General features: G+C 57.6%; 11 protein-coding genes. 6 read left to right on the forward strand and 5 right to left on the reverse strand.

Annotation, left to right across the window (positions count from 1 at the left end):
• Positions 1-3: 3 nt before the first annotated feature.
• The 4 genes from VHE34_RS05850 to VHE34_RS05865 all read right to left on the reverse strand — a co-directional run bounded on the left by VHE34_RS05850 (position 4) and on the right by VHE34_RS05865 (position 3,798).
• Positions 4-2,082, reverse strand: coding sequence for a TonB-dependent receptor (locus VHE34_RS05850; protein ID WP_325585615.1), 2,079 nt, complete (start codon positions 2,080-2,082; stop codon positions 4-6).
• Between the two features lie 79 nt (positions 2,083-2,161).
• Positions 2,162-2,539 carry a hypothetical protein gene (locus VHE34_RS05855; RefSeq protein ID WP_325585617.1) on the reverse strand — a complete coding sequence of 126 codons (378 nt, stop codon included), beginning with the start codon at positions 2,537-2,539 and terminating at the stop codon, positions 2,162-2,164.
• Positions 2,540-2,735: 196 nt separating this feature from the next.
• Positions 2,736-2,930 carry an Arc family DNA-binding protein gene (locus VHE34_RS05860; RefSeq protein ID WP_325585619.1) on the reverse strand — a complete coding sequence of 65 codons (195 nt, stop codon included), beginning with the start codon at positions 2,928-2,930 and terminating at the stop codon, positions 2,736-2,738.
• A 1-nt stretch (position 2,931) separates the two neighbouring features.
• A complete protein-coding gene (locus tag VHE34_RS05865; RefSeq protein WP_325585621.1) occupies positions 2,932-3,798 on the reverse strand; it encodes an SPFH domain-containing protein in 867 nt (288 codons plus the stop codon).
• A 133-nt stretch (positions 3,799-3,931) separates the two neighbouring features.
• On the opposite strand from VHE34_RS05865, the gene VHE34_RS05870 reads away from it, so the two are divergent.
• Positions 3,932-5,002 (forward strand): LLM class flavin-dependent oxidoreductase, encoded by a 1,071-nt coding sequence (locus tag VHE34_RS05870; RefSeq protein ID WP_325585623.1) that lies wholly within the window; start codon positions 3,932-3,934, stop codon positions 5,000-5,002.
• 297 nt (positions 5,003-5,299) lie between these two features.
• Here the strand turns inward: VHE34_RS05870 and VHE34_RS05875 are convergent, their stop codons facing one another.
• Positions 5,300-6,313, reverse strand: a complete 1,014-nt coding sequence (locus VHE34_RS05875; protein WP_325585625.1) for a LacI family DNA-binding transcriptional regulator — start codon at positions 6,311-6,313, stop codon at positions 5,300-5,302.
• A gap of 265 nt (positions 6,314-6,578) precedes the next feature.
• Between VHE34_RS05875 and VHE34_RS05880 the strand changes: the two genes are divergently transcribed.
• From VHE34_RS05880 to VHE34_RS05900, 5 genes are all read left to right on the forward strand, one after another.
• The gene (locus tag VHE34_RS05880; RefSeq protein ID WP_325585627.1) at positions 6,579-9,641 is read left to right on the forward strand and encodes a TonB-dependent receptor; all 3,063 of its coding nucleotides are present in this window, start codon (positions 6,579-6,581) and stop codon (positions 9,639-9,641) included.
• A gap of 21 nt (positions 9,642-9,662) precedes the next feature.
• On the forward strand, positions 9,663-11,123 hold the full coding sequence (locus tag VHE34_RS05885) for a RagB/SusD family nutrient uptake outer membrane protein (protein WP_325585629.1): 1,461 nt from the start codon (positions 9,663-9,665) through the stop codon (positions 11,121-11,123).
• Between the two features lie 48 nt (positions 11,124-11,171).
• Positions 11,172-12,074 (forward strand): helix-turn-helix transcriptional regulator, encoded by a 903-nt coding sequence (locus tag VHE34_RS05890; RefSeq protein WP_325585631.1) that lies wholly within the window; start codon positions 11,172-11,174, stop codon positions 12,072-12,074.
• Positions 12,071-14,086 carry an alginate lyase family protein gene (locus VHE34_RS05895; RefSeq protein ID WP_325585633.1) on the forward strand — a complete coding sequence of 672 codons (2,016 nt, stop codon included), beginning with the start codon at positions 12,071-12,073 and terminating at the stop codon, positions 14,084-14,086. Before VHE34_RS05890 ends, VHE34_RS05895 begins: the two co-directional genes overlap by 4 nt.
• A gap of 62 nt (positions 14,087-14,148) precedes the next feature.
• A complete protein-coding gene (locus VHE34_RS05900) occupies positions 14,149-16,686 on the forward strand; it encodes a S8 family serine peptidase (protein WP_325585635.1) in 2,538 nt (845 codons plus the stop codon).
• Positions 16,687-16,725: the final 39 nt, after the last annotated feature.

The following is a 16,725-nucleotide window of genomic DNA, read 5'->3' on the forward strand; positions in this document are numbered from 1 at the left end:
ATATTATCGTAAAAAATGCCAGGCCAACCCAACCGTCACTTCAGCCGGATCGCCCAAATTATAACTGTATCCATACGTTGATTTCGTCGCCAGCGCGGCGTAATAAGTATTGAACGCGTTCAGCGCATTCACCCACACCTCCCAGGCGCGGTAAGTATACCCCATCCGGAAGTTCACGATCCCGAATCCTGCATATCGCACCGTATTGGCATCATCCATCCAATAACGACCCAACCGTTGCCACTCGGCGCCAAGCCGGAAACCCTTCAAAAAATTCGGCCGCCAGGTCAGCTCGGAATTAAGGATAAAATGCGGCGCCGCAGCCATCTGCCGTCCACTGTAATTCTTCCCGTTCTCGTACTGCACGACAAACCAGTGATCCGAATTCGCCCCACTCACCCGCAACGTCCACTCCTCCGATGGCCGCACCGTCACCCCATACTCCACCCCCTCATGCCTCGTCTTCCCGGCATTCTGATTGACAAATGTCCCGTCCGGCTGACGTACGTTGATGATCTGGTTCGTCCCATCCATCCGGTACACACTCCAGTCCACATACAGCTTGTTCCGCAATAGCGCCAGCCATCCCCCCGCCTCATAGTTGAAAAAGGTCTGCGGCCGGAGATACGGCACTTTCACCCCATTGTACAGATCGGTCACCTGCGGCGGTACATACCCCTGGCTATAATTGGCATAGAACCCGATGCCCTTGTAGTTGTAGGTCGCTCCCACCTTCGGCGTCACCCTATAAAAATCATTCCGCGTGTCCGGCGATCCGGTCGACGCTGAAGGCGGCAAAAAGTTTCGGAACCCATAATGGAAATAGTCATACCGCACCGCAGCCACCGCCTTCAGGCCCGGCAAAAGGCTCGCCTCGTAATCGACATATCCCGCGAGATTCGTGATCCCCGTCGAATAATTACTCAACAACGAATCGGACCCCGTATAACTCCCATAATTCCCCTTCGCATCCCGTTGGATGGCGATATACTTCGCCCAATACGAGCTCGGGCTCACGTCGGCGCTGGCGCCCGCGATCAACCGGCTCCGCAGGAACCGGAAGTCCTGCCGGTGCTGCAGCAACCCGAGAAAGCTGTGAAAGGAGTTGTCATTGATCTGCCCGTTGGCCAGCAAAGGATTGGTCCTGCTGTTGCTGATATAGTAGGAAGGATTCTGCCCCACGCTGTTGTTCCGGTAAACCACACTCACCTGCGTCGACGCCTTATCGCTCCATCGCCAATCCAGCGTCGACCGGATCCGCAGCGCCGCCACTTTTCGATAGGTAAAGGAATATGGTGTCTGATAATTGTGTTGCGCAAAATGAGCGCTGTCCAGCGAACCATACATATCGCTGTAGTAATTGACATAGGTCACCGAACTCGTCGAGGTCAGCCGGTCACTAAGCCGGCCATCCACCCGCAAGGTCAACGCCGTCTTATGAAAATCGCTGTACTGGATCGGTCCATTGGTCCGGTTCGCATAATACCCGCTCGCGATCACCCCCCACTTTCCGAACGTTGCTCCAACCTGCCCATCACCCCGGGTATAACCGTTGTTGTTTCGTTGGATGCTGACCATCCCCGCCGGGGTCGCCGGCGGCGACACCGTGATCACATTCACCGCCCCCCCGATCGCCTCGGCCCCATATAGCGAAGAGGCCGGCCCGCGGATGATCTCGATCTGCTTGGCCGCCGCGGTGTTCATCTCCAGCAGCGCATTGTGATTATAGACGCCCGTCGTCCGAATAGGGATGCCATCCTCCAGGTACAAGAACACCCCCGCCGTGGTCATCGGCTGCCGGATGCTCATCTCATGCTGCTCATTCCCGAGATCGACCATAAAGACGCCGCTCACCTTGTTGAGCAATTGGTCCAGTTGATTGGCCTTCGTATCGGCGATGGTCCGGCTGCTGATCGTGCTGATCGCCACCGGCGCCTCGGTCCGCTTCTGCGCCGTACGACTGGCCGTAACGACAAGCTCTTCCAATTTGTTGATATGTGGACTGTCGGGCTCCTGCCCAAGGACAATAACAGGGCATGCCCATGCCATGGCAATGACGCCAAAGCGTAGCAAAATTTTCATCAGATGTTAGTTGAAAGTAAAAATTCCCGCCCCAAAAAAGGTCAAAACAAGAAGCGGTCAGAAAAATAATGGGTGAAGACTATCCAACCCGGGGAGGCGCAAAAAAGGAAGGAATATATTCCTGTGCCGCACGATCCGTATATCGTGCAAAATGCCGCAGCACAAAAGCCGTTACGACAGGCTCAGGAAGCAGATTTTCAGGGCGATGTACCTGCAACAACACCTCGTCCCGCTGCCCGCCCCTACCCGGCGCCTGTTGCTTGCTCTCGTCATCGGCCAGCTTCTTGTTGAGAAAACAAGTCCCCTTACAACAGCTGATCGGGTTGAGCCGGTTGACGCAAAGATTCTGAGCGATGAAGTCCCGGTTGACCTGGAACTCGGCGATCAGGCACCATTTGCTGAAGCTTTGAGCAGCCACAAGCAAAATCAGTAGTATGGTGACGGGATATTTGTACATCGGTGGAAAGATACACCGGATGCAAAGCTAAGGCATTTTTATCATTGCAATAACAATTTTCCCGTCTCCACGCCATCTTTTGTTTCGACCCGCAACAGGTAGACCCCGGGCGGTCAACCCTCTTTCCGTATCGATAAATAAAAATCAAACCCCGGGATCTGCCGAAGCTAACCCCAGGGTATATACGTAAAACGTCTTACTGACTACTCTTCTTTCCGCGCTCTCCCTCTTCGGCTGACGACTCTCTGAGCCGGCCCGCTTCCTTCAACGCCCGATGCAGGATATACTCGATCTGCCCATTGACGCTTCGAAACTCGTCCGCCGCCCATTTCTCGATCGCCTTCATCATCGCGGCATCCATTCGTAAAGCAAAAGGTTTCTTCTCCGCCATCTTAATGATTTAAGGTACCCGTATTCACCACCGGCTGCGACTCCCGGTCGCCACAAAGCACGACCATTAAATTACTGACCATCGCCGCCTTCTTCTCCTCGTCCAGGTCGATGATCTGCTTCGAACTTAACAGGTTGAGAGCCGACTCCACCATCCCTACCGCGCCTTCCACGATCTTATGCCGCGCCGCAACCACCGCCGAAGCCTGCTGACGCTTCAGCATCGCACCTGCGATCTCCGGTGCATAGGACAGGTGCGTGATCCGCGCTTCCACGACCTCGATGCCCGCGATCTCGAGCCGCTCGGCCGTCTCGCGTTCCAATGTCGTATTGACTTCATCGAAGTTCGTACTTAACGTCACCGAAGCCCGCTCATCCTCGAAATGATCATAAGGATAGGAGGCCGCCAGTTTCCGCACCGCCGAGTCCGTCTGAACCTTGATAAAATTCACATACTGATCCACCTCGAAACAGGCCCGGTACGTATCCCGCACCTTCCAGACAAGGATAACGCTGATCAGCACCGGGTTCCCCATCTTGTCATTCACCTTCAGCTGCTCACTTTCGAAATTCCGCGCCCGCACCGATACGGTCTGCCGCTGCAGAAAAGGGTTCACCCAAAAGAACCCACTCTCCCGGACCGTTCCATAATATTTACCGAACAACAATAGCACCTTGGCCGTATTCGGCGGGATCACCATCAACCCCCGGGCCAAAAAGACAAAGACCACCCAGGCAGCCACCGCCAAACCCGGCAGCTGCTTCTCCGCCAATAGTGCGATCGCCGTCGCCAACACCACCAACATTAAACCAAAGATTCCATACCCATTAAGGGGTTTGCGGATTCTCTCCGCGCTATAGCTGTTCATAATTAAGGAGTTTTTGAATGATATTAAAATGATATCATTGTGATACAAATATAAATCGCGTCCATGGAATATGCAAACCATTCATCCCTTTTTTTGTTACTCCATGGCGGCCCGAACATCACCGCTTATTTATATGTCGCTCTCTTCCAAACCAATCCGCCTCAGCGTCCTCGATCAAACCCCCATACGCAAAGGCTCCGATGCCCCAGCCTCCCTGCAGGAATCCATCCGCCTCGCCCGCCTGGCCGACCGCCTCGGCTACACCCGCTACTGGCTCTCCGAACACCACAATACAATCACCCTCGCCGGCTCCGCCCCCGAGATCCTCATCGCCCGCCTCGCCGCCGAGACCCATCAAATGCGCATCGGTTCCGGCGGCATCATGCTCCCCAACCATAGCACCCTCAAGGTCGCCGAGAACTTCCGCCTCCTCGAAGCCCTCTACCCCGGCCGCATCGACCTCGGCCTTGGCCGCGCCCCCGGCGGCGACCGCCTCACCGCACAGCTGTTGAACCCGACCAACACCTTCGATCCCCAGGAATACATCAAACAACTCCGCGACCTCGAAGCCTTCCTCACCGATACCCCAGCCCCCGGCAACTATGAAGGGAAGATCCGCGCCATCCCCCGCATCGACACCCGGCCCGAACTTTGGATGCTCACCTCCAGCGGCGAAAGCGCCTTCCTGGCCGCCCACTTCGGCATGGCGCTCTGCTATGCCCAATTCATCAACCCCGTCGGCGGCCCCGAAGCCATCCGCGCCTATCGCAATCGCTTCAAACCGTCCGCAACCCTCTCCGAGCCAAAAACGGCCGTCGGCATCTTCGCCTTCTGCTCCGAAGACCCGCAAAAAGTGCACGAGACCCAGGCGCTCATCGACTACCGGCTCCTCGGGTTCGAAAAAGGCCAGTACGACGAGATCCCCACTGTCGCCGTCGCTCTCTCATATGACTATACGCCCGCAGAGTGGCAACGGGTGCTTCACAACCGCCGCCGCACCGCCGTCGGCACGCCCGAACAGCTGCGCGATAAATTCGCCGGCCTCGCCGCCGACTTCGACGCCGACGAATTCGTCATCTCCACCTTCACCGAAAACCCCGCTGATCGCCTCCGCTCCTACGAGTTGCTTGCGCAACTGTTTGAGTTAATGCCTAACTTTAAGCATGAAGCCGGTCATCCTGTTCCTTCTGCTCACAATAGCTAAAACACTTTCTGCCCAACAACATCCGAACATCATTCTGATTCTGGCCGATGATCTCGGTTATGCTGTGGCAAATGGAAAGGCGTCCGGCTCAATGTCAGCAAAGACCCGAACGCACCCATTGAATTATACGATCTGGAAAAAGACTCGGGCGAACAAAAGCACATCGCCGCCCAACACCCGGACATCGTCCGGAAAATAAAGCAATATATGCAGGAAGCCCATCAGCCCAATAAAGACTGGCCGCTGCTCGCAACAGAAACAAAAGGCCGGCCGGCCGATCGCTAAACGCCGTCAGGGCTAAGCCATCGTCGAATCACGCACCTCCAGCCGCGCCGGCAGCATCACCCGGTCCTCCGGAACGACGATATACTTTTTCTCCAACCGCCGGAACAAAATGGTCGCCGCCTCCTTCCCCATATCATAGGCCGGCTGTGCGATGGTCGTCAACGACGGATTCAACAGGGACGCCGTCACCAGGTTCGAAAAGCTGATCACCTTCACATCCTCGGGGATCCGCAACCCCAGCTCACGGCAGACATGATACACCTGCACGGCCAATTTCTCAACCGACGCAAAAACCCCGGTAGGCCGGTTCTCCGCCATCAACAACTCCCGGATCAACTGGTAATTTGCCGCCTCATCATTGCCGCAATGAACGATCAAACCCGCCTCGGGCGTCCGCTCATACCGCCGCAACGCATCCTCATATCCCTGCTGCCGCTTATTGGAAATGCTCAGACTCATCGAGATCGTCAGATGCGCCACCCGCCTGCAACCGGCCTTGATCAGGTGCTCCGTGGCGATAAACCCGCTCTCATGGTCGTTCGTCATCACTTTTGGCGCGACGACGCCTTCGCTCACCCGGTCGAAGAAGACAAGCGGAATGTTCCGCTGCTGCAACTCCAACAGGTGACGGGTGTCCTGCGTCGACCCGCAAAGCGACAGGATCACGCCATCCACCCGCCCACTCTGCAGGCTGGAGGCAATGGCCGCCTCCTCCCCCACATCTTCATTGGTAATATAGATCAGGACATGATAACCCTTCTCCCGGGCAACGGTCTCGATCCCCTTGATGGCAAGTGCAAAAAAATTGTTGGCAACTTCCGGGATGACGACCGCAATGGTTCGGCTGCGATGCTTACGGAGACTGCTCGCATAAGGATTGGGCTGGAAATTCATCTTCTTCGCCAGGTCAAACACGCGCTGCTTGGTGGGAGTACTGATCTCCCAGCTATCCCGAAGAGCCCGGCTGACGGTGGAAACGGATAGATTGAGCTCCTGGGCCAGTTGTTTTAGGTTAACCGAGTTCATGTAGAGCAAGCATCATTTAGTAAAGGAAAATTACACAATCCCCTTCCGGACCCCGATTTTATTTACGAAAACGTTGTAGTTGCCGCATCTCCCGAAAACCAACCACCGCTGCATGTCCGCAACGCAAATTCACGCAACCGTTTCCGTAAATAAAGTGATGAGTCACCGCTTATTATCCTGAAACTTTTCTCCAATTTGACGCCGGCAATCGACCATTCAATCGACCATTCAAACAAACCCAATTAAAAAACTTGCCATTATGCTTATGCGAAAAACTTTTTTCGTGCTGGGAATGCTGATCTTCCTGGGTCAAAGCCTGTACGCACAGGTAAGAACCGTTTCCGGGAAAGTCCTGGCGCCCGATAACACACCGGTTTCCGGAGCAACTATCTCCGTCAAAAGCTCCTCCCAAAAAGGCAGTTCCGTCGCCGCCGGCGCCGACGGCGCCTACACCATCAGGGTCCCCGTCAAAGGGCCCTATACCCTCCTTATCTCTGCAGTAGGTTACGATCCCCAAACCATCCCCTCTTCCGCCATCGGGGAAAAACCTTTCAATGTCTCGTTAAAAGCCAACACAAAAGGGCTCAACGAAGTGGTCGTCGTCGGTTACGGAACCGCAAGGAAAAAAGACCTGACCGGCGCCGTCGCCACCGTCTCCCTGGCCAATACCGACCAAACTCCGGTACTCGGTGCCAGCCAGCTCCTGGAAGGGACCGTCGCCGGTGTACAAGTTACACAATACAACTCCCAGCCCGGCGCCGCCTTTAGCGTCCGCATCCGGGGCACCAACTCCATCAGCTATAGCAGCGATCCCCTATACGTCCTCGACGGCTATGCCGGCGCCGACCTCACCGGTCTCAACTCCAACGATATCCAGTCCATCGATATCCTCAAGGACGCCTCCGCCGCAGCCATCTACGGCAGCCGCGGCGCCAACGGGGTCGTTCTCATCACAACGAAAAAAGGCGCCATAGGCAAACCGGTCGTCAACTTCGACATGTACACCGGCGAACAACAGGTCGCACACATGCTCAAGATGATGAACGGCAAACAATTTGCCACCTACCTCAACACGGTGGCCACCTTCAACAACACCGCAAAGCCCTACACCGATGCCCAGGTCGCCTCGATTGGCGCCGGCACCGACTGGCAAAAGGCCGTCTTCCGCACCGCGCCGATCTCCAACTACTTCATCAATCTAAGCGGCGGCAGCGAAACAAACCACTACTATCTCAGCGCCAACTATTTTGACCAGAAAGGCGTCCTCATCAACACCGGTTACAAACGCGGCACCATCCGCTTCAACATGGACAGCCGCATCAGCAATAAGGTCAGCGCCGGCATCAACTCCGCCGTAACCTTTGCCTGGCAGTCCAAAGGCGATGTCAACTCCAACGGCGGCAGCACCAGCGGCACCATTCTCGACGCCCTGCGGTTCAACCCCGCCCTTCCCATCCGCGACAGCACAGGCAACTTTACCTTCCAGGACGGCCCCCTGCCCTACACCGACCAGATGGGCAACCCCGTCGCCCAGGCTACCCTGAACACCGACCGGCAAAACGACATCCGCGTCCTGGCGAACGCCTTCGTCGAATACGAACCCGTCCCCAACCTCCATCTTCGCTCCACCATCGGCGGCGAACTGTACAACGGTCGCGAAGAGATCTTCAAGCCGACCACCAGCTACCTCGCCCCCAATGGCCAGGCACAGGTCAACACCAACAACAATTACAACTACCTCAACGAGAACACCGCCCGGTACACCTTCAACAAAGGCATCCACGCCCTGGAAGTGCTCGCCGGATGGACTTACCAGCTCTATCGCAACAAGTCCGCCAATGCCACCGCCACCTCCCTGTCTTCCAATGCCTATGGAACCGACAACCTCGGCGTGGGCTCCGCCTCCAGCGTATCTTCCAGCAGCAGCAAGAACGTCCTGGCCTCCGGCCTTGCACGGATCAACTATCGCCTGATGGACAAATACATTGTCACTTTCAACATGCGCGAGGACGGCTCCTCCCGCTTCGGCGCAAATAAGAAATGGGGCTACTTTCCCTCCGGCGCCTTTGCATGGCGCGCCTCGGACGAGAAGTTCATCCAGAAGATTCCCGCGATCAGCGAGCTGAAGCTCCGCATCAGCTACGGTGTCACCGGGAACCAGGACATCGCCAGCTACCTCTCGCTCGAACAATACACGACCAACACCTACTACCTCAATGGGGCCCGCGTAGTCGGCATTTCACCCAACAACATCGCCAACGGCGATCTCGCCTGGGAACAGACCGCCTCCAGCGATGCCGGTCTCGACCTCGGCTTGTTCAACAACCGCCTCCAGTTCACCGGCGACTATTATAACAAAAAGACGACAAAGCTCCTCTACCAGGTCAGCCTGCCCACGACGTCCGGCTTCACCACCATGACCCAGAACATCGGCGCCGTCCGCAACAAAGGATTCGAACTTGCCGTCACCTCGACCAATATCAACAAAAAAGGCCTCCGCTGGACGACCTCGGTCAACTTCTCCCGCAATATCAATAAGATCCTCAGCCTCGGCCCGACTACCTACCAGTACACCGGTAACGTGAGCACCAGCCTCTTCCCCAGCGGCGGCCAGGCTTCGGCCATCCTGCAGGTAGGCCAGCCCATCGGCTCCTTCTACGGGTATAAATTCCTCGGCATCTGGCAATCCCAGGACCAGATTCTCAAAAGCGGCACCAAACAGGCGGTCAAGCCCGGCGATCCCCGCTATATGGACCGCAACGGCGACAGCAATATCACCGCCGCCGACCGGATGATCATCGGTCACGCCCTGCCGAAGTTCACCTATGGCTTCAGCAGCGACCTCCGCGCAGGTCCATTCAACCTCTTCGTCCTCATCCAGGGGGTCTACGGTGACAATATTCTCAACGAGAACAAGATCGAAATGGAGAACGGCACCACCGGCGACAACAAGTTCGCCTATGTGGCAAAAGACAGCTGGACGCCCAATTACGGCGGCCCGGTGAATAACAGACTTCCTATCGTATCCAGCACGCTCCGTCGCGGCCTCGGCGTCACCAGCGATATCCTCGAGAACGGCTCCTACGCCCGCCTGAAAACGGTGACGCTCTCCTATGACGTTCCACTGCCACGACTGACCAGCGTCTTCAAAAAGGCTACCGTCTACATCACCGGCCAGAACCTCCTCACCCTGACGCACTACTCCGGCTATGACCCCGAGGTCAACTCCTATGCCAACTCATCCGGCAACTACACTTCGCTGAACACGGACTACAACCCGTATCCCAACGTTCGGTCATATCTGGCAGGTATCAAACTGGGCTTCTAACCCACATCAAAAACAAAAACAATGCAAAAGAATATATTGCTCTACACCGCCGCCGCAGGCACCCTCCTGCTCGGCGCCTGCAAAAAGCAGCTTACCGAGACACCCTACAGCTTCCTGACTCCGACGAATTTCTACCAGACGGCCGCCGACGCCCAGTCCGCCATCAACGGCGTGCTCAGCGCCCTTCAACCGCAGGCTTACTACCAACGCACCATCTATATCATGACGGAATGCCCCGCGGATTGCCTCGCACCTATTCTCACCCAGAACCAGGAACGGATCGATATGTACAAACTCCAGTACAACTCCGCCAATCCCGAGATCACCAACTGGTGGGTCAACAGCTACAAGCTCATCAGCCGCGCCAACGACGTCATCACCAACGTGCCGCCAATAAAAATGGACGCAGCCCAGAAGAATAACATCCTCGGCAACGCCTACTTCCTCCGCGGCATGGCCTACTTCGACCTGGTCCGCAGCTTCGGCGACGTGCCCCTGCTCACCAAGCCCATCACCAGCCCCGGCGATAGCTCCCTGTTCCCAAAACGCACCCCCGCCGCCAGCATTTACCAGCAGGTGATATCCGATCTCAAATTCGCCGAAGCCAACTGCTTCTCCGAACCGAACATCTCCTCGTCCAACAAAGGCATGGTCTCCACCGGCGCTGCCTCCGCCATGCTCGCCCGCGTCTACCTCCAGCGCGCCAGCACTCCCTATGCCGACGGCGGCGACAACCAGGCTGCCCTCGACGAATGCAACAAGGTGATCAACAGTAACGTCTACTCGCTGATGCCCAACTACGGCGATATCTTCAGCTGCGATACCAAATATTATCCCGGCAATAAGGAGGTGATCTTCGCCGTCCAGTTCGGCGACAACTCCAGTTCCACCACCCAGAACATCACCTGCCGCATGTTCTCTCCCTCCCTGCTCGGCGGCTCAGGCTCCTTCGTCGCCAACAGCAATTTCGTTCAGAACGGCTACCCTGCCTATGATACCATGCGCCATAATTGGAACATCGGCACCAAGGTCGGTTCAACTGCCGTCACGCCGTTCATTTATAAATACCGCGACGCTAAATGGATCGCCAACTCCAACAACTCCCGCATGAACTGGATCGTCCTCCGCTACGCCGACGTCCTGCTGATGCAATCCGAAGCGATGAACAACCTCAACCCCAACGACCCCGGTAAATTCGCCGGGATCGACAAGGTGCAGCAGCGGGCCAGGATCCCCGCGGCAAACCAATACAGCTTCACCAACGTCCCCACCGCCGACAACTTCGTCGACTCCCTGCTCAAGGAAAGACAACGGGAACTCTGCGTGGAAGGCCACCGCCGGTGGGATCTCATCCGTCTGGGCCGCTATGCGGCCATCGAATCCGGCATCGGCATGACACTGCCTGACTTCCGCCTGCTCATGCCCATTCCGCAAACCGAGCTGGATGCCAATAAGAACCTGACCCAGAATACCGGATACTAAATACAACAGGGAGGGCGCATGCCCTCCCTTTCACATAAACCATATTTTATGAGACCTCAACTGCTAAAAGTATCAAAGGAACCCGGTCACTCCTTCAGCGTCCGGCGCGACCTGGTACCGTATATCAACAACAAATGGCATTTCCATTCCGAAGTGGAACTGATCCACTTCAAGCAGGGCAGCGGCACCCAGTTCGTGGGCGACAACATGAAGCGGTTCAAATCCGGTGATGTCGTCCTCGTAGGCGCCAATCTTCCCCATTACTGGCGCTTCGACGATCCCTACTTCGACGAGGGCCGCCAACAACCCACCGATGTCTGTGTCGCCCACTTCTCGGAGAACTTCTGGGGCGGTTCCTTCCTCGATCTCCCCGAGAACATCGGGCTTAAAACCCTCCTCGAAAAGGCCCGTCTCGGCCTGCAGGTCGAAGGAGAGGCCAAATACAGGGTTGCAGCACTCCTCGAAAAGCTCCTCGACTCCGAAGGCATGTCCCGCGTCATCCTGCTGATCGAGGCGATGCACGTCCTGGCCGGGTCCGACGAGTTGCAACCCCTCGCCTCCATCGGCTTTAAACACAGCCTCGGAGAAGCCGAACACCTCCGCATCAACCTGATCTACGAATACAGCCTCCGCCATTTCCGCCGGCCCATCCAGCTCGAAGAGATCGCCGCCGTCGCCAATATCAGCCCCAATTCCTTCTGCCGCTTCTTCAAATCCCGAACCCGGAAAACCTACTCCCGTTTCCTCCTCGAGCTCCGCGTCGGCCACGCCTGCAAGCTCCTGATCGAAAACAACCTCAGCATAAAACAATTGTGTTACGAAAGTGGATTTAATAATTTCACCAGCTTCTACAAATACTTTAAATTGATCACAGGCAAATCCCCGCTGGGCTACCAGCGCGCCTGGGCATCCGGAAGCTGTCCAACAGAACATATAAACACAATAGTATGAAAAAGCTATGCTGGGCCCTGCCCATCATTTTCCCACTGCTCCTGCAAGCGCAGCCAAACGCGCATTCCCTCGAAAAACTTTGGGAGACCGACACCATCGTCCCGGTCCCCGAATCGGTCCTGCCCGATGCCAAACACACCCAACTCTACGTCTCCCTCATCGACGGCGGCGGCTGGGACGAGGACGGTAAAGGCGGCGTAGGAAAGCTCAGCCTCGACGGCAAACACCTCGATACCCACTGGTTCGTCGGCATGAACGCCCCAAAAGGTCTCGGCCTGTTCAACGATCGCCTCTACGTCGCCGATATCAGCCATGTCGTGGTCATGGACATAGCGGTCGACAAGATTATAAAGATCATCACCATCCCCGGCGCCACCGGCCTCAACGATATCACGGTCGACGACAAAGGCATCGTCTATGTCTCCGACTCCAAAGCCGGTAAGGTCTATCGCATCGAAAACGACGCCGCCCGCCTCTATATGGATGACCTGCCCGGCGCCAACGGGCTGAAAGCGACAAAAGACGGGCTCTATATCCTCGCCCGCAAAGCCGTCCTCTTCGCCGATGCAAACAAACAGCTCAAGACTATCACTACCCTCCCCAACGGCGGCGACGGCGTAGAGGAAGTCGGTAACGGAGACCTCATCGTCAGCGAATGGCTCGGCATCGTCTACTACGTTTACGCCGACGGCCGCAAAGAAGTCCTCCTCGACACGCACGAACAAAAAAGGAACACCGCCGACATTCACTATGATATCGCAACGCACATTCTCTATATTCCCGGCTTCAACACAAAGACCGTATCGGCATACAGGCTGAAAGGCCCCAACGCCGCAGCCTCGCTACTCTGGGATCCCCAACACCTGGCCGAAAACCGCGGGAAAACCCAACTCATCTCCCAGCTCCGCGCCCAGGCCGACCGGATCCTCGATCTCCCTCTGCTCTCAGTAATGGACAAATCCATTACCCCGCCCAGCGGCAATAAACACGACTACATGAGCCAGGCCCCCTATTTCTGGTACGACAGCAGCAAACCCAACGGCCTGCCCTATGTCCGCCGCGACGGCCGGCGCAACCCGGAGATTTACAAGATCACCGATCATAAAAACCTCGCCGAGCTCGGCAGCCAGGTTCAAATACTTGCACTGACAAGCGATCTCACAGGCGACCCCCGTTATGCCGCCAACGCCGCCCTAAGACTGCGCCACTGGTTCCTCGACGACGCCACCCGCATGAATCCCAACCTCGAATACGGCCAGGGCATCCCCGGGATCAACACCGGCCGCGGCATCGGCATCATCGAGACCATCCCCCTCATCGGCATCGCCGACGCGGCCACCCTCCTCGAATCCATCGGCGCCGAAGCCGGTCCCAAAGCCACCACCGCCCCCCAGCCCGATCCCAAAGCCACCACCGCCAAGGCCGCCGCGCAATCCTGGACCCCCGCCGACGCCCAGGCCCTGCGCCATTGGTACAGCCAATACCTCGACTGGATGCTCACCAGCAAAAAAGGCCAGGAAGAACACGCAGCCGCCAACAACCACGGCACCTGGTACCTCGCCCAGGCCACCGCCATCGCCCTCTACACCGGCGACGCAGCCAAAGCCCATACCCTCGCCGAAGAAGGAAAAGCCAAAATGGACCACCAGATCCAGGCCGACGGCCGCATGCCCGAAGAGCTGGCCCGCACTAACGGCCTCGGTTACAGCACCTACAACCTCCAGGCCTTCTTCACCCTCGCCCGGCTCGCCGGCCACGCCGGCGTCGATCTCTGGACCTACACCGACGCCCAACACGGCAGCATCCACGCTGCATTCAACTGGCTCCTCCCCTACGCCCTCGGTCAACAACCCTGGCAATACCAACAGATCGGCGGTTATAATAAGGAAGACCTCTACTCCCTCCTCCTACAGGCCTACCCCGTCTACTCCGACACCAACTACCTCACCGACGCTCGCCTCATCCACCCCAACGGTGGCAACCCCATCACCGAGATTACCTGGGGCCACTGAATTTGGAATTTTTGTCGTATCTTCTCTCTGCACTCCCAAATTCCAAATCAAAACACTGCTTTATGAAACGACCTCTACCCGGCCTTGCCGCCGTCCTTGTTCTATTCGCTCTTTCTTCCAACGCCCAGGTTCCCGGCGATCCTCCCTTCCCCGGAATAGCCGCCGGAACAGCCGTCTCAAAATCCTCTTCTACCCTCAGCCCCGACCTGCAAAAGCTCGCGGGCGCCACAACAACAACAACCACGGCCAGAACAAAAGCCGTCACGGCCCTTACGAAACCCACCCCGCCCGGCATCGGTGACTTCACCCGCTACATGCAGATCCGTGGGAACAATATCCTCATCGACGTCACCGCAAAAGAAGACATCGCCACCGCCTCCGCCGAACTTCGCCAACTCGGCGCCACCATCACGTCCACCTATGGCCGCGTCATCTCCGCCACCATTCCCATCAGCGCCCTGGCAAAGCTCGAAGGCAGCAGCACCATCCGCTTCGCCCGCCCTGCCTACAAGCCAATGCACGTCGGCCACGGCGTCAACGGAATAACCGCCGCGCCAAAACCCACACCCGTCTTCAGCCAGGGGGATACCGCACAACTCTCCTGGCTCGCAAGAAAAAAATACAAAGTGGACGGTGGCGGCGTAAAAGTCGGCATCCTCTCCGATAGCTATAACAACCTCGGCACCGCAGCCGCCGGCGTCGCCGGCGGCGAACTCCCCGGACCCAAAAATCCCTTCGGCTATAAGACACCCGTCCAAATACTCAGTGACCTCGACAGCGGCGGCACCGACGAAGGCCGCGCCATGATGGAGATCGTCCACGACGTCGCGCCGGCCTCTACCCTCGCCTTCCACACCGCCGACAACGGCCAGGCCGACTTCGCTAACGGCATCCTCCGGCTCGCCAACCATGGCTGCCAGGTGATCGGCGACGACGTCTTCTACTACGCCGAACCCTTCTTCCAGGACGGCATCATCGCCCAGGCCGTCGACGAGGTGAAAAGCCGCGGCGTGGCTTATTTCTCCGCCGCCGGTAACGAATCGATCCGCTCCTACGCGAGCCCCTACCGCGCGACAAGCTTCGCCCCACTCGGGGCCGACTTCGGCACCGCCCACAACTTCAGCGGCCCCGGCGACCCTCCCCGCTACTTCCAGCCCATCTATATCCCCCCAAACGGCATCTTCATCACCTCCTTTCAGTGGGATCAGTCCTCCTTCACCGCAAGTGGCGTCGGCGACAGCACCGACATGGACATCTACCTGCTCGACGCCTCCGGCAACGTCGTCGCGGCAGGCGCCTCCGACAACCTCGCCAGCGGCGACCCCATCGAGGTCTTCGGCTATTTCAACGACACGAAGAACGTCACCTTCTACCTGCTGATCGTGAAATACGCCGGCCCTGATCCGAACAACCTGAAATACATTCTGTACGACGATCCTCTCTTCTATCTCACCAACCCGGCCATTCCCGGGATCCTCGCGCCCACCGTCGTCGGCCACACGAAAGCGGAAGGCGCAATCTCGGTTGGTGCAGCCTTCTATCTCCAAACCCCACCCTATGGCCTCGACACCCCCGCCGTGGAAGGATTCTCCTCCGTCGGCGGCGTCCCCAACTATTACGACATCGCCGGCAATCGCATCGCACCCCTCATCCGTAACAAACCCGACATCGTCGCCCCCGACGGCGGCAACACCTCCTTCTTCGATCCATTCGGCAACGGGGACATCGCCGAAGACGCCGACACCTTCCCCAATTTCTTCGGCACCTCCGCCGCAACACCCCATGCCGCCGGCGTAGCCGCATTGATGATCGACGCCCAAAAGCTCCATACCATCACCCCCGCACAGATAAAAGGGGTCCTCGAATCCAACACCCGGGACATGGATAACCCCTACACCGCGGGCTTCGACAAAGGCTTCGATTTCGCCACGGGCTACGGCCTGATAAAGGCGACCGACGCCGTGGGCGAAGTGAAATTCCCTAACAACTTCGTGCAGCCGCTAAAGATCCAGCCGCTCTGCTCCACCAACCCGGCCACCACCCGCAACTGGCAGATCACCAACCCCAACCCCTTCGAGGTCCCCGTCACCTGGTTCATCGTCGGCAGCAACCAGCACGGCAACTTCACCGTGCAACCCGGCGACACCACCTTCTCGACACCGACACTCGCCATACACAATGTGCCACTCCCCATGGTCGCGGTCATCAGCTGGCAGGATAACTTCGACCTGCCCCGCCTCGACCTCGCCTACAGCTCAAAGGCCGTCTGCGGCAAGGACGCCGTCTCCGCGGCCAACAGCGACCAGCTCGACGCAACCACGGCGACCGCCAGGTCCCTTACGCCCGATGCAAAACCGGCCCTCGCCGAAGTCTTCCCCAACCCCTCCACCGGCGTCTTCCGGCTCTACCTGTCGTCGGATAAACCCCAGGACATCGTCCTCAACCTCCTGGGCGCCGATGGCCGCCAGTTGCAAACGCAGCGCGTATCCGCCGCCATGGGCGTTATCGATATCGATGCCTCGGCCTACCGCCCCGGCATCTACTTCCTGAAGGTGATCCAGGGTGGCGAGGTCAAGACCATCAAACTCATCAAACGCTAATCACCAAAACAAACATAGCCGGCCTCAGACGAGGCCGGC

This window comes from Puia sp., assembly GCF_035546395.1.
In the GTDB taxonomy this organism is placed as follows: domain Bacteria; phylum Bacteroidota; class Bacteroidia; order Chitinophagales; family Chitinophagaceae; genus Puia.